Origin of the sequence: Paenibacillus oryzae (assembly GCF_001675045.1) — a bacterium.
In the GTDB taxonomy this organism is placed as follows: domain Bacteria; phylum Bacillota; class Bacilli; order Paenibacillales; family Paenibacillaceae; genus Pristimantibacillus; species Pristimantibacillus oryzae.
Genome location: NZ_LYPA01000080.1, coordinates 178,778 through 202,457 on the forward strand (window position 1 = coordinate 178,778; position 23,680 = coordinate 202,457).

21 protein-coding genes are annotated in these 23,680 nt (G+C 51.0%); 14 read left to right on the forward strand and 7 right to left on the reverse strand.

Annotated features, from left to right (window positions below):
- The first annotated feature begins 1 nt into the window (after position 1).
- The 3 genes from A7K91_RS24760 (at position 2) to A7K91_RS24770 (ending at position 3,753) form a co-directional block, all read left to right on the forward strand.
- A complete protein-coding gene (locus A7K91_RS24760) occupies positions 2–1,060 on the forward strand; it encodes an NAD(P)-dependent alcohol dehydrogenase (RefSeq protein WP_068687162.1) in 1,059 nt (352 codons plus the stop codon).
- A gap of 93 nt (positions 1,061–1,153) precedes the next feature.
- Positions 1,154–2,881: a sensor histidine kinase gene (locus tag A7K91_RS24765; protein ID WP_068687163.1), complete on the forward strand. Its 1,728-nt coding sequence runs from the start codon at positions 1,154–1,156 to the stop codon at positions 2,879–2,881.
- Entirely contained in the window at positions 2,878–3,753 is an 876-nt protein-coding gene (locus A7K91_RS24770) for a response regulator transcription factor (RefSeq protein WP_068687164.1), read from the forward strand. Before A7K91_RS24765 ends, A7K91_RS24770 begins: the two co-directional genes overlap by 4 nt.
- Positions 3,754–3,942: 189 nt before the next feature.
- Here the strand turns inward: A7K91_RS24770 and A7K91_RS24775 are convergent, their stop codons facing one another.
- Positions 3,943–5,187 (reverse strand): S-layer homology domain-containing protein, encoded by a 1,245-nt coding sequence (locus A7K91_RS24775; RefSeq protein WP_068687165.1) that lies wholly within the window; start codon positions 5,185–5,187, stop codon positions 3,943–3,945.
- A gap of 309 nt (positions 5,188–5,496) precedes the next feature.
- On the opposite strand from A7K91_RS24775, the gene A7K91_RS24780 reads away from it, so the two are divergent.
- The 3 genes from A7K91_RS24780 to A7K91_RS24790 are packed head-to-tail and all read left to right on the forward strand — an operon-like array spanning position 5,497 to position 7,462.
- Positions 5,497–5,898: a hypothetical protein gene (locus tag A7K91_RS24780; RefSeq protein ID WP_068687166.1), complete on the forward strand. Its 402-nt coding sequence runs from the start codon at positions 5,497–5,499 to the stop codon at positions 5,896–5,898.
- Entirely contained in the window at positions 5,898–6,890 is a 993-nt protein-coding gene (locus A7K91_RS24785; protein WP_068687167.1) for an FAD:protein FMN transferase, read from the forward strand. Before A7K91_RS24780 ends, A7K91_RS24785 begins: the two co-directional genes overlap by 1 nt.
- Positions 6,891–6,892: 2 nt before the next feature.
- Positions 6,893–7,462 (forward strand): hypothetical protein, encoded by a 570-nt coding sequence (locus A7K91_RS24790; RefSeq protein WP_068687168.1) that lies wholly within the window; start codon positions 6,893–6,895, stop codon positions 7,460–7,462.
- A 228-nt stretch (positions 7,463–7,690) separates the two neighbouring features.
- Here the strand turns inward: A7K91_RS24790 and A7K91_RS24795 are convergent, their stop codons facing one another.
- From A7K91_RS24795 to ytxJ, 4 genes are all read right to left on the reverse strand, one after another.
- Entirely contained in the window at positions 7,691–7,984 is a 294-nt protein-coding gene (locus A7K91_RS24795) for a putative quinol monooxygenase (protein ID WP_068687169.1), read from the reverse strand.
- A gap of 26 nt (positions 7,985–8,010) precedes the next feature.
- Positions 8,011–8,649: a nitroreductase family protein gene (locus A7K91_RS24800; RefSeq protein WP_068687170.1), complete on the reverse strand. Its 639-nt coding sequence runs from the start codon at positions 8,647–8,649 to the stop codon at positions 8,011–8,013.
- 49 nt (positions 8,650–8,698) lie between these two features.
- Positions 8,699–9,121 (reverse strand): MarR family winged helix-turn-helix transcriptional regulator, encoded by a 423-nt coding sequence (locus tag A7K91_RS24805; protein ID WP_068687171.1) that lies wholly within the window; start codon positions 9,119–9,121, stop codon positions 8,699–8,701.
- A gap of 310 nt (positions 9,122–9,431) precedes the next feature.
- Complete coding sequence (gene ytxJ, locus A7K91_RS24810; RefSeq protein WP_068687172.1) at positions 9,432–9,770, reverse strand: bacillithiol system redox-active protein YtxJ; 339 nt, start codon at positions 9,768–9,770, stop codon at positions 9,432–9,434.
- Between the two features lie 171 nt (positions 9,771–9,941).
- On the opposite strand from ytxJ, the gene A7K91_RS24815 reads away from it, so the two are divergent.
- From A7K91_RS24815 to A7K91_RS24825, 3 genes are all read left to right on the forward strand, one after another.
- Positions 9,942–10,544 (forward strand): TetR/AcrR family transcriptional regulator, encoded by a 603-nt coding sequence (locus A7K91_RS24815; protein ID WP_068687173.1) that lies wholly within the window; start codon positions 9,942–9,944, stop codon positions 10,542–10,544.
- Positions 10,545–10,750: 206 nt separating this feature from the next.
- Complete coding sequence (locus tag A7K91_RS24820) at positions 10,751–12,784, forward strand: YhgE/Pip domain-containing protein (RefSeq protein WP_068687174.1); 2,034 nt, start codon at positions 10,751–10,753, stop codon at positions 12,782–12,784.
- 33 nt (positions 12,785–12,817) lie between these two features.
- Positions 12,818–13,018 (forward strand): hypothetical protein, encoded by a 201-nt coding sequence (locus A7K91_RS24825; RefSeq protein WP_068687175.1) that lies wholly within the window; start codon positions 12,818–12,820, stop codon positions 13,016–13,018.
- Between the two features lie 406 nt (positions 13,019–13,424).
- Here the strand turns inward: A7K91_RS24825 and A7K91_RS24830 are convergent, their stop codons facing one another.
- Positions 13,425–15,260, reverse strand: coding sequence for a 5'-nucleotidase C-terminal domain-containing protein (locus A7K91_RS24830; RefSeq protein ID WP_342671758.1), 1,836 nt, complete (start codon positions 15,258–15,260; stop codon positions 13,425–13,427).
- Between the two features lie 278 nt (positions 15,261–15,538).
- Between A7K91_RS24830 and A7K91_RS24835 the strand changes: the two genes are divergently transcribed.
- The 5 genes from A7K91_RS24835 to A7K91_RS24855 are packed head-to-tail and all read left to right on the forward strand — an operon-like array spanning position 15,539 to position 19,792.
- Positions 15,539–16,678, forward strand: coding sequence for an ABC transporter ATP-binding protein (locus A7K91_RS24835; RefSeq protein WP_068687176.1), 1,140 nt, complete (start codon positions 15,539–15,541; stop codon positions 16,676–16,678).
- Positions 16,668–17,486: an ABC transporter permease gene (locus A7K91_RS24840; RefSeq protein ID WP_068687177.1), complete on the forward strand. Its 819-nt coding sequence runs from the start codon at positions 16,668–16,670 to the stop codon at positions 17,484–17,486. The genes A7K91_RS24835 and A7K91_RS24840 overlap by 11 nt, the downstream gene beginning before the upstream one ends.
- Entirely contained in the window at positions 17,473–18,282 is an 810-nt protein-coding gene (locus A7K91_RS24845; RefSeq protein ID WP_068687178.1) for an ABC transporter permease, read from the forward strand. The genes A7K91_RS24840 and A7K91_RS24845 overlap by 14 nt, the downstream gene beginning before the upstream one ends.
- The gene (locus A7K91_RS24850) at positions 18,279–19,352 is read left to right on the forward strand and encodes an ABC transporter substrate-binding protein (protein WP_068687179.1); all 1,074 of its coding nucleotides are present in this window, start codon (positions 18,279–18,281) and stop codon (positions 19,350–19,352) included. The genes A7K91_RS24845 and A7K91_RS24850 overlap by 4 nt, the downstream gene beginning before the upstream one ends.
- Positions 19,353–19,408: 56 nt before the next feature.
- Positions 19,409–19,792 carry a hypothetical protein gene (locus tag A7K91_RS24855; RefSeq protein WP_068687180.1) on the forward strand — a complete coding sequence of 128 codons (384 nt, stop codon included), beginning with the start codon at positions 19,409–19,411 and terminating at the stop codon, positions 19,790–19,792.
- Positions 19,793–19,987: 195 nt separating this feature from the next.
- Here A7K91_RS24855 and A7K91_RS24860 read toward each other — a convergent pair whose 3' ends face one another.
- Positions 19,988–23,668, reverse strand: coding sequence for an S-layer homology domain-containing protein (locus tag A7K91_RS24860; protein ID WP_068687181.1), 3,681 nt, complete (start codon positions 23,666–23,668; stop codon positions 19,988–19,990).
- Positions 23,669–23,680 lie beyond the last annotated feature (12 nt).

Below are 23,680 nucleotides of genomic sequence, written 5' to 3' on the forward strand. Positions count from 1 at the left end.
TATGGAAGCAAACAAAATGAAGGCGGCGGTGCTGAACAAGCCGCTAGATATAGAGGTCAAGGAAGTTGCTATCCCGACGCCAAAGGACGACGAGGTATTGCTCAAGGTTCATTGTATTGGGGTTTGCGGCTCCGATGTACACTATTACGAGCATGGACGAATCGGGCGTTACGTGGTGGAAGCCCCTATTATTTTGGGTCATGAGCTTGCGGGCGTCATCGTTGCCAAAGGCGCGGCCGTGGCGAATGTTGAAGTGGGCGATCGCGTTGCGGTAGAGCCGGGCGTTACTTGCGGCCGCTGCGATTATTGCAAATCCGGACGGTATAATTTATGCCCGGACGTTGTGTTTATGGCTACGCCGCCTGTTGATGGAGCTTGGGCCGAATATGTGGCGATCCGAAGCGACTTTGTGTTTAAAATGCCAGATAGCATGAGCTTTGAGCAAGGAGCGTTGATCGAGCCGTTTTCCGTCGGCATCCATGCCATGAATCGCGGCAGCGTCAAGCCGGGGGACCGTGTTTTGGTGACGGGTCTGGGACCAATCGGCTTGCTTGCGATTCAGGCGGCCAAAATGTACGGCGTAACGGAAATTTACGCCTCCGACGTTGTGGCCTACCGGCGCGAGCTGGCTTTGGAGCTGGGCGTGACAGCTGTGTTTGATCCCTCTGCGCAGGATGTTGGAGAAGCAATCGGGCAACTGACCGGCGGACACGGGGCGGATGTGCTGATCGAAACCTCGGGCAACGGCCGTGCGATCGGCGCCGGATTTGCAGCTGTGCGCCGCGGAGGACGCGTCGTATTGGTAGGCATGCCTGCCGCTGACGAAATTCCGGTCAACACCAACCACCTGATCGATTCCGAGTTCGACGTATTTGGATTGTTCCGCTACGCCAATACGTACCCCACCGCAATTGCGGCATTGGCGAAGGGCGGACTTGATGTTGAACGGATCATTACCCACAAGTTTGGTCTTGACTATATCAAGCAAGCGGTAGAAATGGCAAGAACCGAAAAGGAAACCAGCATCAAAATTATGATTTATCCTGGCGATGTTCAATAAATGAAGGCTCAAAAGGTCCGCAAGCCATGCTGTATAATGGAAAGCGGGCTTTTTGAGCACCCTAATGCAATTACAGAAATGGAATGATGACAGATGCGTTTGCTTAGAGCATGGGGACTGGATCAAACCAGAGGGCAAATTTTTATCGGGTTTATTGCGACAATGACGCTGGTGCTGGTTGTGACGGTCGGGAGCATCTATATGCTTTTGGCGGGAGTCCAGAAACGAAATGCGCTTCAATATACCGATGAAATCGCCGTCCAGACTAGCGGGCGCCTGAAATCATTGCTGAACGAAATCAATGTGTTGACATTGCAGCTTGCCATGGACGAGCGCATTCAGGACAGACTGGCCGATGAGCTGCAAGGCCAAACCGCTACCTATGCGGAAAGGATGAAAATCCGGGGGCTGATGCAGGAAAAAACGGTTTATTCCGAAACGATTCAGGAGATGGAGCTTTATTCGCTGGAAGGCAGCGTTTATCCCATCGTTGACAAAAGCATACAGGAGCGGGTGGGCGCGCAGCTTGTGAACAAGGCGGATGAAAGCTTTAACGCCGGCATGCTGCAATGGCTCGCCCGCGATCCCGAAGACCCCGATTATTTGCTGGCCATCAGACAAATCAAGCTGGAACGTCTGGACTACGCAAAGGCGGGGTATTTGGCTGTTAAGGTAAAGCGGTCGCTTATTGATTTTATTGGCACCGACGACGCCAAGATGAAGGGCAGCCGCATGTATTTGCTGGATGAAAACAATGAGGTAATCGCCTCGGAGAACGGAAACGAGCCGCTCCCGCAGGAAAGAGCCAAGCAGGACAGATATATCACGGTCAATCGCGCGATAGAAGGCAGCGACTGGAGCCTGGAAATCCATTTGCCCAAAAAAACGGTTATGGGCGATACCTTGTTTATTCAATACGTGCTCTTGGGCGCAAGCTTGGGCAGCGTCGTATTGTTTGCTTTTCTTTCATACTACCTCTCCCGCTTCATTACTTCGCCGATCAAAAAGCTGGCCGGCGTTATTCAGCAAGGAACAGAGGGCGGCCTGAAGGAAAACGCGGAGCTGTATTTTAACCGCGAGGTCAATCTGCTCAACCGCAAATACAATCGAATGGTGCAGGAGATTAACCATCTGATCAAATCCGTCTACGAAATCGAAATTGTCAAAAGCAAAAGTGAGATCACAGCCCTGCATTCCCAGATCAACCCCCATTTTTTGTTCAACACGCTGGATTCGATTTATTGGGCGCATGTAGCAAAAGGGGAAAAGGAGCTGTCCCGCTACATTGTTCTGCTGGCGGATTTGTTCCGCTATAGCATTATGAACGATGACGGGAGCGGCCTCGTAAGGCTGGAGCAGGAGGTGGATCAGGTCAGGCGTTATATCGACCTGATGAAGCTGCGCTGGCAGGAGCGTCTGACGGTGGAATTCCAGGTTGACCCCGCAACGCTGTCCTGCAGAATTCCCAAATTGACCATTCAGCCATTAGTCGAAAATGCTATTGTGCATGGCATCGAGCCGCTGGACGGCGGGGGCGCGATTCAAATTTCGGCGCGCAGGGAAGGGCTGTTTCTGGTTGTGGAAATCAGGGACAACGGGATTGGCATCGGCGCGGATAAGCTGGGAGAGATTCAGGCGAGGCTGCAAAAGGAAACAAGGCGCGAGCTGCCGTTGAACGGGCGCGGTATAGGCCTGTTCAACGTTCACAAGCTGGTGCAGCTTCAGTACGGCGAGGAAAGCGGCATAACGATAGTCAGCAAGCCGGGAGAAGGGACGACGGTTTCCTTGAGGCTGGCGTGGAGGGAGGAAGGCGTGTTATGAAGTCCCCTGTCATATTGGTAGTTGACGACGAGCCGAATGCACGCAACGGAGTTGCGGCAACGCTGCGCGAATGGGGTGGAACGGAAGCAACCGTGGAGACGGCGGTTAACGGAGCAGATGCGCTGGAGCAGCTGCGGCAGCGCCGCTTTGATCTGCTGGTCACGGACATTCGCATGCCGGTTATGGACGGTATCAGGCTGTTGGAGGAGGTCAGGAGCCTAGAGATGCTGCTGCCCTGTATTCTGCTGACAGGATTTGCGGAGTTTGCCTATGCCCAAAGCGCCCTGCGGTTAGGCGCAGTCGATTACCTGCTAAAGCCGGTTCGGCAGGAGCAGCTGCTGGAGGCGGTTGGAAAAGCGCTTGCCGCACGACAGCAAGAGGAAACCTCGCTTAACTCGGACAACAGCTTGACAGGCAGCAGTGATAGGGGCTTGCAAGGTCCAGGCGCAGGATCAAGCTCAGGGTATCCCCTTTCGTCGGACCTCGTAGATAGGAGCGCGGGGCAAGATGCCGTTCTGAATCCCGCCATTGCGAAAGCGCTGATCTATATCAAGGATCATATCCATGAGGGGCTTCCCATTAAAGAGGTGGCAGGGCACGTCCACCTGAACCCCAGCTATTTCAGCGTGTTGTTCAAGGAGGAGCAAGGCATCAACTTTATCGACTATATAACGGAATACCGGTTAAAGCTCGCCAAAGAAATGCTGGGCAGCTCTGCCATGCCGTTGGATGACATTTCCGAAAAAATCGGGTATCAGACCACGAGTTATTTCATCAAAATGTTCAAAAAGCATACCGGCATGACGCCAAAGCATTATCGCGACCGTCTGCGCGAGCGCAGCAAAAGCCGCAGGCTGGGCGGAGCAAATTAACCAAACTGCCCTAACACCCAAACTGCCCGTAAACAATAAGGGGCTGCCCGAAAGTCAAGCGGAATGAATATTTATTCACCGTAACAGACTTTTCGGACAGCCCCTTATTTAAGCAGACTTATTACTGCGCCAGCTGTCTGGCTTTGGATTAGGCAAAATGCCGTGCTGAACTGGCCGGCGCAGGAAGCTTTATTTTTTAACGGCGATGGAAAAAATGACGGTTTTATTGCGCGCGTCCACCAGTACATTAACGGTATCGCTGCCGATTGCGAGACTTGTAGCGGAGACGGGCTCGCCGCTTTCCACTTTTGCAGCTACGCTATTGAACAGCTCCTTAAAGGTGCTGGCATTGTAGCCGAACAATCCGTTGGCGAATTGCTCCACTGCTTCCCGGTTGCGGGCAAGCGCTCCTTCTCTCAGGCGAATGGTGATGCCATAGGTTTTGTAGGCGGGGTCCAGCCAGATGGCTGCTTCTTCATTCAGGGAAACCGAGCCGGCGGCGTTTTGCACGCTTTCCTTTTCGGTCTGATCCTTGTACAGGCGCAGCGTTGTATCATAGAGATCATGATTGGAGCCGCGCAGCTGTCCAACCGCAATTAAGGATTCGTAAGCATCCCACATCCTTTTGTCCGGGAAAATAACGATTTTGCTTCCGCCGCTCGCGGTTGGCACAATTCGCTCCAGCTTATCGGGTGATACCGCGATTTTGATCCGTTTATCAGGAGCAGTCAGACGGTTTAGAATAACAAGCGCCTGGGCGCGTGTAACCTCACGGCCAACGCCGAAAAAGCCGTCCGGGTAGCCCTCCATAATGCCCTTCACAAGCGCCTCTGCAATAAAACGCTGCTCCCGCTCCGAGGCCCCCTTAATATCGCCAAACGCCAGGGCCATCTTTTGGCCAAAAGCTCCGTCCTCCAGAAACTCGGTTTCCTGAAGCGTGTAATAAATAACCTCAGCCACATTTTCTCTGGTCATATTGGCCTGAAAATCGCTATAGCGGCTTTTATTGAGAAAATGAAGATCGCTGGCAATGTCGATATAATCCTTTGCCCAATATCCGGTTGTAGCTGGCAGGAAGCTGAAATAACGGTAATCCTGCTTCAAAATTGCCTGGTTCTCAGGACTCAGCGAGCTCATGAAGTCATTGTTCCAGCTGCGTGAGCCATTCTGATGCAGGTCGGAGTAAGAGAGCACCAGCATTTTGACAAACTGATCTACTTTGACCGGCTCATCAGGGCGAAAAGTCCCGTCCGGGAACCCCTCCAAAATACCCCTGCCAACCATTGCGGATATGGTCTCGTCCGCCCAATGCCCTCTTGTGTCACTAAACAGAGGATTCGACAAGGCTGCCTCGGCCCGGTCCCCGCCATACAGGGGCAGGAATGACGCTAAAAGCACCGACATTCCAACAAAAAGCAGTGTAAAACGTTTCATATGTATCCTGTCCTCCTAAAACGATATATTCCGACATTCTCTAGATAACCACAACTATTCGCTATTTAGAATGGGCTGATTGGCATAACCTTCAGACCTTTAATGAGACTACGTCTTTCGGGAAAATCCCCTCAAACACCAGGCGACAAGCGGTTATTTTGGCTCATTCAGAAAGAGGGCGGATAGTCCAAAAGGCTTGTCTTTTCATAATTAAGTTCTGATTAAGAAAAAATTCAGGAAACTCCTTTATGCTTGGGTAACAGAACGGGTAAACAAGATGGATTCGATATAGAGAGGATTGAGATATTTATGAAGAAAAAAAGAGATAAATGGCTTAAATGGAAAATAGGCTCCGGAAGCGCAGCTGCTATTATGTTGTTTTTCGGCATGGTGCAGAACAGCGATGCTTTTCAAGAAGCGGTGCAGGCTAAAAGCGGAGCAACGCCTGAAGAAGCCTACACGGCTGACGGTTCAGGGGGGAATGGCGGTTATGCGGAACGCTTTGAAAGCCAATTTTCGCGCAGCCAGACCTATGGGTACGGCAGGGGCGGCGGAGCTTCAAGGGGAAGCGCGGAGGATGGATCAAGCCGCTCCTCCAGCTCGTCAGGTTCAAGCGGATCGGCTGACAGCTCCGAAAACGGAAATAGCGGCGGAAGCCTTTCGCAGCGGGACAGCTCCGGCGGAATGCAGTCGCGGACGGGGCGTTCCTGATGGACAGGCTTACCCATATTGCTTTTTCTGCAATGAACACAGATGTTGAGGCACAGCTTGAATATGATGAATGCTCCTCTGCATTGGCAGAGAGGGATGCGGGCATACTGCAGGGCTGGTTCCGGGATTGCGAGGAGACATTTAGCCGTTTCCGGGCGAACAGCGAGCTTAGCATGTTCAATTCTTCTCAAGGGAAGCTGGTGCTGCTTTCTGACAGGCTATTCGAGCTATTGAGTCTATCGGAGCATTATCGCGCAGCGACAAACGGCTTGTTCCAGATCTGCATTTTGCCTGAGCTGCTCGCAGCTGGGTATGATCGCTCCTTTGAGCTTATAGTAGGAAAAGCAGGCAGCGGAGACAAAGCTGTTGCGCCTGGAAAAGCGTCAGCCCGCTCCGGGCTTGAGCTGCATCCCTCTATGGAAGCGGGAAGGCTGATCGGAGAAACAGGCATTGATCTCGGCGGCATAGCCAAAAGCTGGACAGTGCTTCAAGCAGGAGAATGGCTCAAAGGCAAGTCCTACCTAAAAGCGGCGCTTGTTAATGCGGGCGGGGATGCTTTTTATTGGAGACGCGAAGGGCATGATGGGAAAGTTGCCTTTGCCATTTCATCGCCATGGGATGGTAAAGACGATATCGGTATGCTGAAATTGCACGGCGGAGCCGTTGCGACCTCCAGTGTATTGGGGCGCAGGTGGAGCAAATCAAATGCTGTCCGTCATCATCTGATTGATCCCCGCACAGGCGAATCGTCGAGCAGCGGGATCGTGCAGGCGACAGTGGCGGGGAGCGATCCTGTTGCCTGTGAAATATGGGCCAAAATCATTTGTATTGCAGGCAAGGAAGGGCTGGCGCTGATGGAGGAGCAAGCCCCGGGATATGAGGCATTGTTTGTTTGGGAGGACGGCACAGCACAATTGCTGGGAAGCAAGCATGAAGAGCGGATGGAATGGCAGCTTTGTACTGCAACCAACAATGTTGGAGAGGAGAGATAAGCATGATCGATTGGCTGATGAGCTGGCCGACGTGGCAGATGACGCGTATTTTCGGTATTACAGCATATTTGCTGCTTTTTGGAGGAATGGCCCTTGGGATGTTATACGGCTATCCTTTTGCGAAAGGTCCTCTCAAAGCGGAATTATATAAATGGCATATGCGGCTTACCCAGTGGGGAACGCTGCTTGCCATGTTCCATGCTGCAATTTTGGTTATCGATACGTATTCGCCGTTTACATGGAAAGAACTGCTCATACCGTTTACGGCCCATGAGCACCCGCTTTGGTATGGTCTTGGAACCTTGTCGTTGTACGGCATGTTTTTGCTTTTGCTGACAACGGATTTACGGCCCAAGCTGAAAAAAACATTTTGGTTGGCTATACACATGTTGTCCTATCCTGTTTTTTTAACGGCTATGCTTCATGGCGTCAAGGCGGGGACGGATTCCAGCCATCCTTTGGTGCAAGCCATGTATATCATTACTCTTGCGGTTACCTTAGCATTGTTTGGCGGCAGAATGTGGCTGCGCGGCAGTGCAAAAAGCGTACAGGCGGCCCGCCGTGCGGGGTGAAGTCGGCAATAAGCCGGAGCTGATAAAAGCTTCATAAGAAAGAGACTAGGGCGTGTCTGAATACTCCGAGGGGGCGAAAAAGCGGTGCAAGATGACCTCAAGCGGGTTTTCAGACACACCCTAAAATGGCGTCCGCATGTTCTCAATACTAGTAAACCAGCCCCCGGCAGCTAATGCCGGGGGCTGGTTCAAGCGGAGAAGTCATTAAGAGACTTCTGCCGGCTGCGTTTAGTTAAGCGGCTCTCCTGAGAAAGCCTGCAATTCCATCGGCGCTGCCATAAAGGAAGGGGCCAGCTTGATAAAGGCTTGAAGATGACTGCTTTCGTTATGCTGGGCCACTGCTTCCTGATCTCTCCACAGCTCCACCATCGTATAGCGATTAGGCGCCTCTGTGCTTTTCAACAGCTGGTAGCCTAAATTGCCTTCTTCGGCACGGCTCAGAGAGATCAGCGTACGAGCCGCTTCATGAAAAACGTCTTCTTGATTAGGGTGTACGTGTAAATGCGCATGGATGATTAACATATGAACCCTCCTCTCTTGGTGCAGAATTAGTGCCAGGATGCAACAGTTTCAACAGGCAGGCGGTAGGAAGGATAACCTTGCTGAGCAGCCTTGCCGATACTGATAAGCATAATGGGCTGATAACGCTCCTTGTCCAATCCGAACGCATCCGCAATTTGGTCTTTTTCAAATCCGCCAATTGGGTTAGTATCGTAACCGTGTGCGCGGGCAACCAGCATTAATTGCATGGAAACCAGGCCGGCATCTATAAAGTTTACGTCGCGCAAATCAGAAGCCGAATAGTTTGCGTAGAAGCTTTTAATAATCGGCATTTGCGCTTCCTTGACCTCCTGAGGCATATAACCTAGCTCAACTGCTTTTCCAAAAATTTCATCTGCATATTGGATGTTTTCCATGTCTGCAAAAACAGCGATAACAGCAGAGGAGGTCAGCACCTGGGTTTGATTAAAGCGGGCGAGCGGAGCAAGCTTTTGTTTGCCCTCCTCGCTTTCAATAACGACAAAGCGCCATGGCTGCAGGTTGACGGAGGAAGGGGCGCGTGTAGCCTCGGCAAGCATCTCGCTCATTTCCTCCTTGCTGATTTTCACCTCGGGGTCGTAGGCTTTGATGGAACGGCGGTTTAATGCAATTTCGCGGAAGTCGTTGGATGATTGGCTGTTACTCATGATGTAAGCATCTCCTTTTTGATTGTCTAAATAAGGTTGAACATTTTCTTTAAATATTATGGATCATACGCTTGAGATAATCCGCCAGCCGCTCTATTTCATTCTGGCTGAAGCCTTCGAGAATCTGGTTCAGAAAGCTGTCCCGTTCGCTTCTGTATCCTTCAATTCGCTTTTTGCCTTCATCGCTCAGTGTGACGAAGGTTTCGCGGTTATCATCGGGATTTCTGCGCCGGATCACCATGCCGTTTGCTTCAAGCTGTTTCAAATGGCGGGTTATTGCGGCATTATCAATATTAATTCGCTTCTGAAGCATGGACTGGTTGATCTCGCCGACCTGACATAGCTCATGGAGAATCTCCAGCCGGGACGAGCTGATGCCGGTGCATTGCTCGAACTTGGGACTAAGCTTGTTGCGCAATCCGTTGAGCAAACTCAGAATTTGCTCTTCGTTGCTGTTCGTTCCGTTTGTCATACCTGCTTGGCCTCCTGTCTTATTTAATGGAACAGGACAATTTTGCCGCGATCAGTGAACGGACTTTTTAGTATGCTTGACCTATCAATAGTTGATGCATCAATCATTGACGGCTCAATTAATATAGCATACGATTTTCGCTTTTGCAAATGCCCATACCTATTTTCATTTTTTTCATCCATTACAACCTTCTATTGCCAAAACGGCGCCTTCAGGAAGCATGCGGCTTGATTATAAGCCACGCTTCTAAAGGCGCCATTTTTTATAGAATGTGTGCGACCGCGCAGATAGAGAGGGTTTCAGACATGCCCTAGTCCAGAACGGCGCTGATATGAGCTTTCGTTACGGCCCAATGGGAAGCCGTCCACACTTTGGCTCCTTTGTCTACGTAGATAATTTGGGGCGATTCGTGCTTCACCCCGGTATCCTCGGCGATTTTATTGGAAACAGGACGCGATTCAATTACCTTTACGAGTAAATAGTCGACATCCTCGCGTGGGCTGCCGTTCATATAATTGCTGAATTCCTGATGCGCATTTGCGCTGACCGGGCAAGTAGTGCTGTGCTTGAAAACAACAAGCGGACGCTCTGAAGAAGCCTTCAGTGCCTCGGACCATTCATCAATTGTAGTGATTTCCCTATAGGTCATCTCTTTCACTCCTCGTCTGTAATGGTTTTATTATAACAAAAAAAGGTGAGTTGCATCACAGACTAAATGGTGTTATAGTAGGAAATACGAAATGACCGTTTTAGTATTTTGGTCAGTTTGGAGGGGGAATTGCTTCAACGAATCCATCAAAGGATGAAGGAAGGTGTATAGATGTCAGTTGATCGCAGACAATTGATTGTTGAGGCTGCCGCCAAATCTTTTTCGATGTTTGGCTACAAGGCAACTACAATGGATGGCGTAGCCCGGATAGCCTCAGTCGGAAAAGGAACCATTTATACGTTTTTTGCCAACAAAGAAGAATTGTTTCAGGTTATTATGAAAGAAATGATACTTGAAATGAAAAACGTAGCGGAATCGGTGATTCAGCCCAACCATCATTTCTTCGACAATCTGAACGCGGCCCTGGAGAGGCTGCTTGATTTCCGCGAGCAGCATGAGCTTGCCTTAAAGCTGCTGCAAGAGGTGCGGGAAATCGGAACGCCAATGGCGGTGGAGGCGCTGGAGCAATTGGAGCGCGCCGTTATCAGTTATATCTCGGCCCAGGTTGGCAAGGCTGTGGAGCGTAAGGAAATCAAGCCCTGCGATCCCCAAATGACGGCTTTTGTTATGCTGAAGCTGTACATGGCGCTTGCTGTGGACTGGAAAAATATGTACGGTCCTATTTCTAAGCAGCAGCTTTCCGAAAAGCTGAGATTTTATTTGGAGATCGGATTGGCTTCCGACGATGCCGGAGCCGCCTTGGCTAAGAGCTGAGTCTCTGAACGGTATCTCTTCAATAAAGGAAAAGAAAAGCAGAAATAAAACGCCTCCGTCTTGCATGATGGAGAGCTGTTTTTTGCTCAAAAGTGACCAATTAACCAAAATGGTCATTTAGTATAGTTGTAACCAGCCGAGTGTATATAAGTTGGACTGGAACTTATATGGGAATCATTTTATAGACAAACAGGAGTGGATCATCAATGAAATGGCATGGATTCAAACAATTCGGCAGGGAGCTTTCGGCTATACTGCGCAATAAAAAGGTTCTTATTCCCGTTATAGCTGTTATTATGGTGCCCGTTATGTATTCAGCGATGTTTCTGGGAGCCTTCTGGGACCCTTACGCCAAAATGGATCAGCTGCCGGTTGCCGTCGTTAATAACGATACCGGAACGGAATTTCAAGGCAAGTCTCTGCATATCGGAGCCGATTTTGTGGATAAACTAAAGGAAAACCCTAAATTCGACTGGGCTTTCGTAAGCAAGGATGAAGCCCTTCAAGGCATGAAGGACAATAAATATTATATGACGATTGAAATACCAGAGCATTTTTCGCAGGATGCAACAACGCTGACATCGGATCAGCCGCAGCCCGCAAAGCTTGTTTTTCTCCCTAATGAAAGCTTCAACTTTCTTGCTGCACAAATCGGCAACACAGCCGTTGAGCAAATGAGAGCGATGCTGAACAAGGAAGTAACAGAAACCTATGCCAAAACGGTGTTTGAGAAGCTGGAGGATGCCGCCGACGGCATTGTAAAAGCTGGCGATGGCGCAGGGCAAATCGCCGATGGCACAGCCAAGGCCAAGGATGGAGCGCAGCTTCTGGAGCAAAATCTCGCCAAGCTGACAGAAGGCACGACCGCGCTGCAGGATGGCGCCAGCAAGCTGGATGCGGCTGGAACGGCGTTGGCTGATGGCAGCAGCGAGCTTAAAACAGGGGCAAGCAAGCTCGCCGGTGGTTTGACGCAACTGGAGAACGCGGGAGCAGCTTTGGCGGAAGGCAGTGCAAGCGCGGATGCTGGCGTCAAGCAGCTTGCAGCGGGACTATCAGCGTCTTCGCAAGGCGCTGATGAGTTAAAAGCCGGAGCGGATGGTTTGGCTGCCGGATTGGGACAATTGGCGGCTGCCAACCCGACTCTTGCGGAATCGCCGGAATTCCAAGCTCTTCTGGCGGCTAGCCAGCGTCTGGCGGGCGGTCTGGAGAAATCGGCGGCGGGACAGCAGCAGCTTGCGGCTGGCGCTGAATCGCTGGAGCAAGGCGTAGGCAAACTGGCTGCCGGCAGTGTGCAGCTTAAGGAAGGCTTAAACGGCGCAAAAAGCGGCGCGCAAACGCTGGAAGCCGGTCTTGGCACGTTGTCCAGCGGAGCCTCAGAGTTGTCGAACGGGTTGACCAAGCTTAAGTCTTCCACGGCAGCACTTTATGACGGTTCGTCCAAGCTGAAGGATGGAGCCGGGGAATTGTCAGGAGGTTTGCTGACTTTGGATGACGGAGCGCAGGAGCTGTCCAGCAAACTGAATGATGCCTCGTCGGCAACAAGCGATCTGGCATTTAATGATGACAAAGCCGAAATGTTTGCCGAGCCGATTCAGCTGCAGGTGGAGCCTGTAACGACCGTTTCGAATTACGGCACTGGCTTTGCTCCGTATTTCCTGTCCTTGGGCTTGTATGTCGGGGCATTGCTTATTACGATTGTTTTCAGTATGAAGGAACCGGCGGTTCGTCCGGCAAACGGCTGGAGCTGGTTCTGGAGCAAGGCGCTGACACTGGTTTTGATTGGCTCTTTGCAAGCCCTTGTTGCCGATGCGGCGCTGCTGTATATTCTGAAGCTTGAGGTTCATAATGTGCCGTTGTTTGCTTTGTTCTCTATTGCAACCAGCATTACCTATATGATGATTATTCAGTTTTTTGTTACGACAATGGGCAATCCGGGACGCTTCGCCGCGATTATTCTGCTGATTCTTCAGCTTACCACCTCGGCAGGCACCTTTCCGCTGGAGCTGATTCCAGGCTGGATGCAGCATATAACCCCTTGGCTGCCTATGACTTATACGGTTGCAGGATTCAAGGATGTTATTTCCAGCGGCGAGATTAGCCGCATGTGGGGAGATATGGCATGGCTTGAAGTATTCACGGGCGTGTTCGCGTTCCTGACGCTGGCGTATTTCACCTTTGTCCATCGCCGCACCCGCTCCGGCGCAGAGCCGGAAGCAAATGCAAAGCTGACAACAGCTTAAGGCACAGCTTAAGTCATCGAACGGCCTTGCAGCTTGCGGAACCCTAATGGCCGCGAGGCCGAAGCAATTGAAGCGGGAGCCGAAGCTGAGGCCAAAGCCAGAGCCGAAACTGACGTCAAAGCTGACGCCAAAGCCAGAGCCGAAGCTGACGCCAAAACTGACGTCAAAGCCGAAGCTTACGTCGAAACTGAAGCTAAAGCCGAAGCTGATTTTAGCTGCTGCGGACATCCGTGACCCTTAGAGCCTTGTTTTGACGGAGTATCCAATTCTAAAGGTCATGCGTGTCTGTAAGAGCCTGAATTTGTCCATAAAACACAACTTTCGAGCGTCTAACGGACAGCGGTGACCGCTACATGGAGTCAATGCAGCTTTTTGATGCTCTGAGGGACATTTGTGACCGGTACGCAGTGGAAGCGGAAGTGGAATCGATAAGGACTCGTATTACATTCACCTTATATGCCACCTTATAACTCAAAAGAGCCCCGCTTAATGCGGAGCTCTTTTTGGTTGCAAGACGCTTGAGTTAATTTATGCCTGCAAAATGTTAGTTTTAATTGGTAACTGCAAAACGTTTGTTTCATTGATGGTAGCAGGCTGTTTGTGTACTTGTTGCTTGTAGTTTGTTTACGATACAGATTGATTAGGCCGAGATTTTAATGACTTGACCCGGGAAAATCAGGTTAGGGTTTTTCAGTGCATTCAGCTTGGCAAGGAACTGCCAGGTTACATTGTATTTTTTAGCGATTTTCGTAAGGTTATCGCCTTTTTGTACGACATAAACGACCTTTTCAGGCTCAGGCTGCGGAGCTGGAGTTGTTGGTTTTACAGGTTCAGTTGGCTTAGGCGACTCGATTGGCTTGATGGGCTCAGTTGGCTTGACAGGTTCGGTTGGTTTTACAGGCTCAGCCGCTTTTTCGATAATTTGAACGCGTCCTTCTGTTTTTACAGCCAGTGTGTCTTGCTTTTGGATATAAGCGATGAGCGATTCGTCCAATGCCGGGAACTCGTTTTTGATGGGAGCATTCATAAACATGGTGTATTCGTCGCCGCCTGCCGCCATAAAATCATTTGTTGCTACTACGTAGCTGCGTTTCAAATCAAGCGCTTTTCCGCCGATTTTAACGTTAACTACGCGTTCGCCTGCAGGTTTGTTCAAGTCAATAGCATAGGTCAGGCCGCTCACATGAGGAAAAGCGCCTTTTGGTTCCGGATAAGCATTTGTGCCTGCTTCGATAGCAGCCAGAATATCCGCTCCAGTCAATTCCTTGGTTACGATATAGTTGCCAAATGGAAGCACAGTAATAATGCTGCCTTTTGTAATTTCGCCTTTGGCAATCGAAGCGCGAATGCCGCCGCCGTTTGTGATGGCAACATCAGCGCCGCTAATGTCGCGCATTGCGTCAGTGATGAGGTTGCCCAGGTTTGTTTCGCCAGCGCGTACTTGCTCGCGTTCGCCATCCAGCGTTACGTCCGTAGAGCCTACAACCTCGCTCAATACAGCCTCTTGCGATTTTTGAATGTCTTCAATAACTTTAACGATTGCAGGGTCTGGCTCTACTTCTGCTGTTTCCTCTTTATTTACAAGATTAGCTTTTTTGGAGATCAGCTTTTTGTTGGCGTCAAACTCCAGTTCAACGACGCCAAGGTTTTTCGTATATTCGCCGGAGCTTACGATCAAGGTGTCGTTTGCGCCTTTCAGACCTTCAACAAGAGTTGAATGGCTGTGGCCGTCAACGATCAGATCAATGCCAGGCGCGTCTTTTGCGACTTTGATGCTTGTATCGGTGCTGGACTCGTCAATGCCAAGATGGGTCAAAGCGATAACAACATCCGCTTTGCCGGAAAGCTCTGCAACCATTTCTTTGGCTACAGCGGACGGATCTTCGAAAACAAGACCTTTAACGTTATCGGGATGTGTTTTGTATGTAGTTTCCGGTGTTGTCAATCCGAAAATGCCCAGCTTGATGCCGTCCACTTCGCGGATGATGTAAGGCTCCAGAACGTATGAGCCGTCCGGGTATTTTACGTTTGCGGACAATACTGGGAATACGGTCAGTTCCGCGAGCTCCAGTAACCGCTCGTAGCCGTAGTTGAAATCATGGTTGCCTGCGGCCATGGCATCATAGCCAACCTTATTCATAACATCGACAATGCTTTCGCCGCGAACCAGCGTAGCAAAAGTAGTGCCGTGGAACGTGTCTCCCGCATCAAGCAGAAGCGTATTCGGGTTTTTGGCTTTGTATTGCTGAACCAGAGTTGAAACCTTTGCAAAACCCATGCCGTCATTGCTGGCTTCCAATGCTCTTCCATGCGTATCGTTGGTGTGCAGCAGTGTTATTTTTGTAACTTCCTCTTTTTTTGCTGCCTCGCTAGCCGTCTCGCTTGAAACAGATGTCTGGGCATACGCAGATGAGGACCATCCCATTACCATAACAACAGCCAGAAGCAGCGTGAACCATTTGTTTCTCAATTTCAATGTAGATTCCCTCCCAATACATAATAGATAAAAATGGAGTCTAGCAACCAAGACTACTTACAATAGTTTAACATATAATTGTCATGTCAGACCGTAATCTATGTAAAATTCAGGTTAAAATGAGATAGAGAAGTCACTAGGCGGAGCTTCAAGGCTGACGTGCGATTTTAGCTCAATTTAACAGCCTTTAAAGATATGACAAATACTATTGCCCTTTTGTGGAGATGATGTATAATCACATTGATTTATCAATAATTGGTTGCAGGGAGGGCGCATAAATGACGGAAGAAAGCATTATCCGTTTTGAACATGTTACGAAACAATACGATCCCGGAGACCCCGCCGTACTCAAAAGCGTTAGCTTTGAAATTCAGCGAGGGAAATTTTATACATTGCTAGGGCCGTCCGGCTGCGGTAAAACGACAATTCTCAGGCTTATTGCCGGATTTACGGAGCCGTCGGAGGGCAAGATTTATTTTAATGGAAAAGTAATTAATAAAGTGCCGGCCAACAACCGTCAGGTGAATACGGTATTTCAGGATTACGCCCTGTTTCCTCATCTAAATGTATTTGAAAATGTCGCGTTTGGCCTGCGGATCAAAGGGGTAAAGGGCGCTGCTTTATCCGCAAAGGTGACGGAGGCGCTTCGTTTTGTCAATCTTAGCGGCTACGAAAACCGCGAAATTACGGAAATGTCGGGCGGCCAGCGGCAGCGGGTAGCGATTGCCCGCGCAATTGTTAACGAGCCGGAAATCCTGCTGCTGGACGAGCCGCTGTCGGCGCTTGATCTCAAGCTGCGGACAGAGATGCAGTACGAGCTTCGCGAGCTGCAGCGGCGTCTTGGCATTACGTTTATTTTCGTTACGCATGACCAGGAGGAAGCGCTGGCGATGTCGGACGAAATTTTTGTGCTGAGCGAAGGGACAATTCAGCAATCCGGCACGCCAAACGACATTTATGACGAGCCGATTAACCGTTTTGTCGCTGATTTTATCGGGGAATCCAACATCGTTAAAGGACGCATGCTGCGTGATTTCGAGGTGGAGATTGCAGGTCATCCTTATGAATGCGTCGACCAAGGCCTGAATGATGGGGAAATCGTTGATATCGTCATCCGGCCGGAGGATTTGGAAATTACCTCGCCTGAAAAGGGCAAGATGCAGGTCAGGGTCGATACGCAGCTTTTCCGGGGCGTACATTATGAAATTAGCTGCTACGACGATGCCAACAACGAGTGGCTGGTTCATTCCACGCGGAAAGCGGCAGTTGGCGAGCGGATCGGGCTTTATTTTGAACCGGAAGCGATTCATGTTATGAGACTGGGCGAAACGGAAGAGGAGTTTGACCGGAGACTGGAGTCCTACGAGGACGGCGCGGGTCAGCCGGCGCAAGGCGGCGGAGGCAGCCATGGAAGCTAGGGCGCGCAATCTGTACCTCATTCCGTACATGCTGTGGGTTGTGCTGTTTGTTGTGGCGCCGATTTTGCTGGTACTCTATTATTCCTTCTTTAATGTAGAGGGACAATTTACGCTGGACAACTACGCCAAGTTTTTTACGCCGGTCTATTTGCGGATGACGCTTAGCTCGTTCTGGTACGCCTTCCTCATTACGCTGTTTTCGCTGCTTGTGGCGTATCCGACGGCGTATTTGCTGACTCGCACCAAGCATAAAACGTTATGGCTGCTGCTGATCATTTTGCCAAGCTGGATTAACCTGCTGCTCAAGGCTTACGCGTTTATCGGATTGTTCGGCACCTACGGCTTTGTCAATACGGTGCTTGAGCTTACGGGCATCGGCAACAAGCAAATTTTGTTCACCGATTTCAGCTTTGTGTTTGTATCGGTCTATATTTTTATTCCGTTTATGGTTTTGCCCATCTTCAATGCGCTGGAAAAAATGAATCCAACGCTGGTATACGCCGCGCGCGATCTTGGCGCTTCGCCGTGGATGACGTTCCGCAGAGTGGTGTTTCCGCTGACGCTGGATGGGGTAAAGGCGGGCTGCATGGCGGTATTTATTCCGGCCCTGTCGCTGTTTATGATTACGCGCCTGATCGCGGGAAACCGCGTTATTACGCTGGGTACGGCTATCGAGCAGCATTTTCTGGTCACGCAGGACTGGGGCATGGGCGCTACGATTGCGGTGTTCCTGATTATTGCCATGGCGCTGCTGATGCTGCTGACAGGCAACAGAAAGCGAGGGCTGATCGACATTGTCAAAAGGTAAATGGAAGCTCTCCAATCTATATCTCATTGCTGTTTTTGCCGTCCTGTATGCGCCAATCCTGTACCTGATGTTTTATTCCTTCAACAGCGGCGGCTCGATGCGGGAATTTGAAGGGTTTACGCTGGAGTATTACAACGAGGTATTTCAGGATACAAGGCTGCTGATCATCGTGCTGAATACGTTCATCATCGCTCTGTTGTCGGCGGCGATTTCTACCATTATCGGAGTGTTTGGCGCAATCGCCATTCATTATATTAGGAGCAACCGGCCAAAAGGGGCGTTATTGACATTAAACAACGTGCTGATTGTTAGCCCGGACGTTATTATTGGAGCGTCGTTTCTGATTCTGTTTACGCTGGCGGGCATTCAGCTTGGCTTTACATCGGTGCTGCTGTCCCATATCGCATTCAGCATTCCGATTGTTGTCATCATGGTGCTGCCCAAGCTGCAGGAAATGAGCGGTACGCTTATTGATGCGGCGCGTGATTTAGGCGCAAGCGGCTGGCAGGTATTGTCCAAGGTTGTGCTGCCTTACATCAAGCCGGGTATTTTTGCGGGATTTTTTATGGCGTTAACCTATTCGCTTGACGACTTTGCGGTTACTTTTTTTGTGACGGGGAACGGTTTTTCAACGTTGTCGGTAGAAATCTATTCACGTGCAAGGCAAGGGGTATCGTTGTCCATCAATGCCTTGTCGACGCTGATTTTCCTGTTTACGGTTGTGCTCGTGATTGGCTATTACTTCATTAACAAACGCAATAACGTACGTCCCGGGGCGAAGGAGGGAAGCCTGTGAAGCAGTTGGTGCGGATGTTTGTGCTGGTGTTTGCGGTTTCCTTTGGCCTGATTTACGTGACCTCGTACATGAATTCCAGCGCGGGGTACTCCGGCGGGAACACGCTGACGGTTTACAACTGGGGCGATTATATCGACCCCGATCTGATTGCCCGCTTCGAGGAGGAAACCGGCATCAAGGTTATTTATCAAACCTTTGATTCCAACGAAGCGATGATGACCAAAATCAAGCAAGGCGGCACGGTGTTTGATGTGGCGATTCCATCGGAATATGCCATCAGCAAGCTGAAGGAGGATAACCTGCTGCTGCCAATCGACCATTCCCTGCTGCCTAATCTGGAGCATATCGATTCCCGGTTTATGCATTTGTCCTTTGATCCCGAAAATGCTTATTCAGTGCCCTACTTCTGGGGAACGGTTGGCATTGTGTTTAATCCCGGGATGGTAGGCGATTTAACCTTCGACAGCTGGGATGATCTGTGGGACGACAGCTTGCGCAACCAAATCATGCTGCTGGACGGGGCGCGCGAGGTGATGGGCATGGGGCTGAACAGCCTCGGCTATTCTCTCAACGATACCGAGGAAGCCCATCTGCAGGAGGCGCTTGCCAAGCTGTCGCGGCTGACTCCAAACGTCAAAGCGATTGTAGGCGACGAAATCAAAATGCTGATGGCAAACGGCGAAGCCGCCGCGGGCCTGGTCTGGTCGGGCGACGCTTCGGAGATTATGTCGGAGAACGAGGAGCTGGACTATGTCGTTCCGCAGGAAGGCTCCAATCTGTGGTTTGACAATATGGTCATTCCGAAGACTGCCCGTAACCTGGAGGGCGCGCATCAGTTCATCAACTTTATGCTGGACCCCGAGGTAGCGGCGCAAAATACGGAATACGTTGGTTACTCCACGCCAAACAAGGACGCGCTGGCTATTCTGCCGGAGGAGATATCGGGAGACGAACGCTTTTATCCCGACGAGGAGCTGACGAGCCGCCTGGAGGTTTACGACAACCTGGGCCCGCGTATGCTTTCCCATTATAATGAGCTGTTCCTGGAGTTTAAAATGCATCGGAAATAAAAGCAATTACAAAAGCGTTATTGTTTGTATTAATAGAGGGAGGGGTGAAGGCGAGGGTGGATAAACACAAAGAATATCTGGACCAATTGCTGGATCGTCTTCAAAGTGGACAATTGCTTACAGAGGAAACGTTTGCCGGACTTGATGCGGATCGTTATTTGGATGAACGGGAGCAGAGCCCTTTTGATGAGCAATGGATGGAGGCTTTTCGCCGCTGGGGGCAGGATGCTGAAACGGAGAATGATGATAATGAGAGCGATGCTGGACGGGAAGCGGCTTTTAAGCAAACGTTCAGGCATACGGGCAATCCCGATCTGGCTGGTTACGTAAGCGATGATATCGGATTAATCTGTTCAGCGCTGAAAAGGGGCGGGGAAGAGGACCCCTTTATTCTGGATCTGCTCAGAGGGTATATGGAGGGGAAACTTCCCTTGCGTTAAAGAGGTATCGTTATATCAGGCTAAAAGCAAACAAGAGGCGTTCCTGTGGCAGGCACCAGCGATGGTGGTGGCCTGCAGAGGAACGCCTCTTTTGCTGCAACTGGCGAGGAAAAGCATTAAGCATAACGGATGCAACAGAGAACGAAAAGGCGGTGCAAGATGACCTTGAGCGTGTTTTCAGACACGCCCTACTGTTTATATCAGTTCTAAATAGGTCAACAGTCGATATAGCATGGTTGCGGTCTCTGCGCGCGTTATTTCCAGATGAGGGTCAAACTGACCATTGGCTCGACCGGAAATGATCCCTGCCTGAGCTGCGCTATCAATATCATCCTTTGCCCATGGCGATATCTGGTCGCTATCCTTGAATGGCCGGCTGCTTTCCACTGCTTGCGGATTGGACGCAGGAGCAGCGCCGGCCAGCTTCAAGGCGCTGGCCATCATAACGGCAGCCTGCTGGCGCGTAAGGGTAGAGCCAGGATGAAAGTTTCCATCGCCAAAGCCGCTTATAAGTCCATATTTATACGCAGAATGGACAGAAGGACTATACCAGCTGGCTGTGTCAACATCTGAAAAAGGATTCTCGCCATTTTCAGCGGGAAGCCCTAAGGCTCTGGTCAGCATGGCTGCGAATTCGGCCCGGGTTACAACGTTGTCCGGCAGAAATCTCCCATTTTCATCACCCTGTACAACGGCACGCGCTGCCAATTCCAATACATAAGGACGTGCCCAGTGTTGTTCAATATCAGAAAGTTCGGAATGGAAGCTGACGATGGCGTACACACTGTTTGTCATACTGCTGATAACAGCCCTGTATATGCCGTTGCTTTGGGTGATCTTAGTGGGCACATGACGCAGGCTTCCATCCGCTTCAATAACGACGCCCGTGACTATTTTCGAGGCGGAATCGCCTTCCGGCAATAAAATGCTTCTTTCCACATAACCCAGGAAGTCCTGCATTTCTACCTTAACCTCTCCGCTTACGGCCACGATAGAAAATTTTACTGGTTTGGAAACAGCTGTCAGCCTGCCAGCAGCAGCCTCTGTCTGAAGTTTAGCTATCCTTTTTTCATCTGCAGCGTCGATGATAAATTCTAGAAGGATGTCCTCCTCCTTAACAGATGGACCAAACGCTTTTAGCAGCTTGTCCAATGTCAGATGCTGCATCGGAATAGTATAAGAATAGCTTTCGGTATTTATGGCAAGAGAGATTTCTTTTTTTGACAAGTAGCTTGTCAATGGCAGAGATACTCCAACAATAGCTTGGTCGCGGCCTGTGAGAATAGGCAATTGGAGCAAGGTTCCATTTTCTGCATTGCCGAGATATGCATAAAGCTCCTGCTCCTTAAAAAGGACCATGGATTTGGCCGAGGGCTGATTCTGCCCGTTTGGGTTGCTCCAATAGGCAAGCTTCAGCTTTTCACCGTTGAGCCACAAGTCAAAATCGGAAATCTTCGGCGACATAATAGGAAGAGCCGATGGTGTAAACTCCAGCAAGCGAACAGCCTGCTCGGCGTCCGTTAGTCGCGTCAGGTTGTCGACGAGCGCTTGCTGCTCTGTGCTTAGCGCGTTGTAGGCGCTGCGAGCAGCGGCGATGGTGCTTTTGTGCGCCAGCGTAACCTGGCTGGCGGCTGGCAGCTCGCCAATTGCGGCTTTAACAGAAGCGGCGGCATCCTCCAGCGCCGTGATGACCTGCTCGGCGTCCGTCAGTCGCGTCAGGTTGTCGACAAGCGCTTGCTGCTCTGCGCTGAGCGCGTTGTAGGCGTTGCGAGCAGCGGCGATGGTGCTTTTGTGCGCCAGCGTAACCTGGCTGGCGGCTGGCAGCTCGCCAATTGCGGCTTTAACAGAAGCGGCGGCATCCTCCAGCGCCGTGATGACCTGCTCGGCGTCCGTCAGTCGCGTCAGGTTGTCGACAAGCGCTTGCTGCTCTGCGCTGAGCGCGTTGTAGGCGTTGCGAGCAGCGGCGATGGTGCTTTTGTGCGCCAGCGTAACCTGGCTGGCGGCTGGCAGCTCGCCAATTGCGGCTTTAACAGAAGCGGCGGCATCCTCCAGCGCCGTGATGACCTGCTCGGCGTCCGTCAGTCGCGTCAGGTTGTCGACAAGCGCTTGCTGCTCTGCGCTGAGCGCGTTGTAGGCGTTGCGAGCAGCGGCGATGGTGCTTTTGTGCGCCAGCGTAACCTGGCTGGCGGCTGGCAGCTCGCCAATTGCGGCTTTAACAGAAGCGGCGGAATCCTCCAGCGCCGTGATGGCTTGCTCGGCGTCCGTCAAACGCGCCAGGTTGTCGACGAGCGCTTGCTGCTCTGTGCTTAGCGCATTGTAGGCGCTTCGAGCAGCGGTGATGTCTGCTTTGTGCGCCAATGTAACCTGGCTGCCTTCAGGCAAATTGCCGATCGTCGCTTTAACAGAAGCGGCGGCATCCTCCAGCGCTGTGATGGCTTCCTCGGCGTCCGTCAAACGCGCCAGGTTGTCGACAAGCGCTTGCTGCTCTGTGCTTAGCGCGTTGTAGGCGTTGCGAGCAGCGGTGATGTCTGCTTTGTGCGCCAATGTAACCTGGCTGGCGGCTGGCAGCTCGCCAATTGCGGCTTTAACAGAAGCGGCGGCATCCTCCAGCGCCGTGATGGCTTGCTCGGCGTCCGTCAGTCGCGTCAGGTTGTCGACGAGCGCTTGCTGCTCTATGCTTAGCGTGTTGTAGGCGTTGCGAGCAGAGTTGATGGCTGCTTTGTTCGCGAGCGTAACCTGGTTGCCGTCAGGCAAATTGCCAATCGCGGCTTTAACAGAAGCGGCGGCATCCTCCAGCGCCGTGATGGCTTGCTCGGCGTCCGTCAAACGCGTCAGGTTGTCGACGAGCGCTTGCTGCTCTGTGCTTAGCGCGTTGTAGGCGCTGCGAGCAGAGTTGATGGCTGCTTTGCGCGCCAATGTAACCTGGCTGCCTTCAGGCAAATTGCCGATTGCGGCTTTAACAGAAGCGGCGGCATCCTCCAGCGCCGTGATGGCTTCCTCGGCGTCCGTCAAACGCGCCAGGTTGTCGACGAGAGCTTGCTGCTCTGTGCTTAGCGCGTTGTAGGCAATCCGCGCATCAACAATGGCTGCTTTGTTTGATAGCGTAACCTGGCTAGAATCCGGCAAGCTGTTAATTGCCGCCTTCACAGCCTCCAGTTGAGCATCGATTTGCGGCTCGAAGAGGGTATAATAGGTTTTCCCTTCCGATGTATAAGGGCCGAATACGGGGGTAGTATCGATCAAATTGACAGCTGGCTTGACCCGATAATCTATGTTCACAGGGGAAAGATAAACAGAAACAAGGAATTTGCGTCCCTGATTGTTGGCTGAGTTGGACCGTAACCAGCATTTATTGTTATCAACGCAATTTGAAAAATAGTCCAATGCCCCTTCAATCAGAGTACCGTGGTTGCCGCCCGCCGGTAAAATATCTTTTGATGGATAATCCACGTCGGTCGGATATAATTCAAAAAGCGAGAGTAAAAACAGTGTTTCATTATCCGTAGCCTCATCATTTTGGTAGGTGGTCACCTCAGCGATATGATCACGAAAACGTTGAGATAACTGATCATAGAAGGTACTCCTCAAGAAGCTTCTGACTGGGGAGTTCTGCCACGTTCCGTAGGCCTCCTCCATAAGGGCTGCAGTGCCATCCAGCAGCAGCAACGTATTGCCAGCCCCATAATGTCCTTGTGAAAGGATAACCCAATTTCCGTCATATCCTTCCATCTCCTTAACCAGGCTGCCAACGGGCAAGTCGCCCAGCGTGAGAGCTCCGTTCGCTCGAACGCTGCTTTCAGCGAAATTCGGCAGTCCTGTCCATAAGAGTGTAATAACGAGCATCACTGCAACAACCGAACGTAATTGTCTGTTCAATGTTGTTCTCCT